General features: G+C 60.9%; 1 protein-coding gene and 1 pseudogene. Both read right to left on the reverse strand.

Annotated features, from left to right (window positions below; genetic code table 11):
• Positions 1 to 300 (reverse strand): annotated as a pseudogene (locus IVB01_RS31255) (hypothetical protein); the annotation flags it as partial.
• A 16-nt stretch (positions 301 to 316) separates the two neighbouring features.
• A complete protein-coding gene (locus IVB01_RS31260; RefSeq protein ID WP_247415653.1) occupies positions 317 to 1,705 on the reverse strand; it encodes a DUF4403 family protein in 1,389 nt (462 codons plus the stop codon).
• Positions 1,706 to 2,050: the final 345 nt, after the last annotated feature.

Raw genomic sequence — 2,050 nt, forward strand, 5'->3', positions numbered from 1 at the left:
GCCGAGCGCGGGCGTGCCTTGCGGAACGATGACGACGCCGGACACAAAGACCGGCCGACCGTTCAGCCCCGTCGAGCGATAGAGCACGCGATAAGTGGAGGCGCCGAGCGGAGCACCGTCCATCGGCTCCTGCCGCACTAAGGTGCCCGGGGCGCCGTTGAGCAACGATTCCGGCGCATCATAAAATGTCGTCTGGCCCGACGCTATTCCCGGAAGGCCAAGCACCGCCGTGGCGATGAGCGCGGTCGACATCCACCTGCGCGGCCAGCCACCAAAGAGATTGCTGGTGAAGTATCGCATGGTCGAGCTCACGTGCTTACAGTCCGTAAACTATCTTCAGACCGCCGCTGGCATGAAGGGCAATCAGGATGCCTTCGCGCAGCAAGTGCACTTTTCCAAGCCTTGCGGAGTCAAGGTGGCCCTCCATGCGAAAGCCGTCCTTCAGCGGGCGCGTCAAGCGTTCGTTCGCAGCCATGAGCAGGTTTTGGTAGGAAATGCCGTAGTCGAGATTAGAGCCATTCTTCAATTGCGCCGCGAGCTGTTGCACGGCAGATCCAATCTGGCTGTCCTCTGACGAGGTCGTCAGGCCAATTTCGGAAAGGCCAAAGGTCCTATTGTCGGCATCGACGTTTGGCTGGGCCGAAAGATAGATCCATTGACCCGCGTTGGGATCGGCGTCGGAGCTCTTTGCTATGCGAAGGCCGACCACGAGTTTGCCCGAGGACGGGTAGATCTGAACCTCGCGCACGGACGTGTTCTGCGCCGGAACGGCTGCAATTGCCTGGCTTACCTTTTCCTTGACCGCCTCGTAGTTGATGCGCACGGGAAGAATGACATCGAAGGTGCCCGGCTCAGCCACCGCGGCGCCGAGCGGCGGGAGAGCCGTTGCCGTGACAGCTGGCGGCTGCTGCCCGATTAGAGTTTCGGCGGAGCCGGTAAGTTCAAGCGATCCCCACAATACCTTGCCATCGGCGCGGACACCCGCGAACGCCGCGGTCTGCGGGATCAGCTGCAGCCAGATCGGCGGATCCTTCGAGATTTTAATGGGGTCAAACGCGTGACGCCATGCCGTCTCGGCCTTGCCGTGCAGGTCGAGTGCCCGCGCCGCGGCCAGCGCGCGCGACCGGATGCGGCCCAGCTGGGTTCGAATATTGGGCTCGACATAGGGGGCAAGGTCAAACTCGCGACCGAGCACGTGAAGGTAGGGATGCTCACTCCAGTGGAACGAGTCGCTGATGTTGAGCTGGAGCGATCCATCCCTGCGCAGCTCGGGGCGCGCTTCAACCTCGATCGTCGCGCGTGCCTCGGTCTCGCTCCGGATGCGCGCCGTGAACCGATTAGCTCCCTGACCTTCGGCAGCACCATGTATGGAGACCGCGCCGAAGACGCGATCGCCCCGGCCATACAGCGAGACCGGGCTAGTCCGGTCGACAAATCCCCATACGTCGCAGTTGGCGTTGACCCGGAAGATGAAAACATGACGATGAACGCAGTTGATGCGTTCGTCGATGGTGGCAAGCCGCTTTGGAATGTCCCGCTCGATCGCTGCAGCGAGAGCCGGCAGCCCGAGCTCGACCGTCGCAGAGATGCGTGAAGTCGTTACGAGTGGCGTTTCAGCGTCCGGGCTATATGCCGGCTTCTCAGCGGCGAACGCGATCGACGGGAGCACTAAGACAAGGAGTGCACCTAGGCCGACGATATCCATGTGTGATCTGCTAGCTATCGAAAAGCATTCCGGCCCATATGACCATGATGGAAACATCATTCTAGTGCTCCAGCTTCAAGGAAAACCAGAACCACAGCAGCATTCGGTGGGCGGGCGAGTGCTAACGGTCCTGTCCGCCAGGGGGAACGACGCATGCTGCTTCGGACCCGGCAGACACCGGCAATCAGCCATTATCCGTTCCGTCAGGTGTTAGGCCGATCCCCACGCGCTTGAGAACATCAGAGGCAACTTCAAGATGAGCCCCTTACATCGCGCAAGTCAAATGACGAATGAGGCAAATGCTGCGACCTTGGTGGGGTGCTTGTCGGCGATGAATTTCGCGGT

It is taken from the genome of Bradyrhizobium sp. 164, from assembly GCF_023073715.1.
Classification (GTDB): Bacteria; Pseudomonadota; Alphaproteobacteria; order Rhizobiales; family Xanthobacteraceae; genus Bradyrhizobium.

Excerpts from the sequence above, each read along its gene's own strand:
- IVB01_RS31260 (WP_247415653.1), bottom strand. The coding sequence starts at position 1,705 with ATGGATATCGTCGGCCTAGGTGCACTCCTTGTCTTAGTGCTCCCGTCG.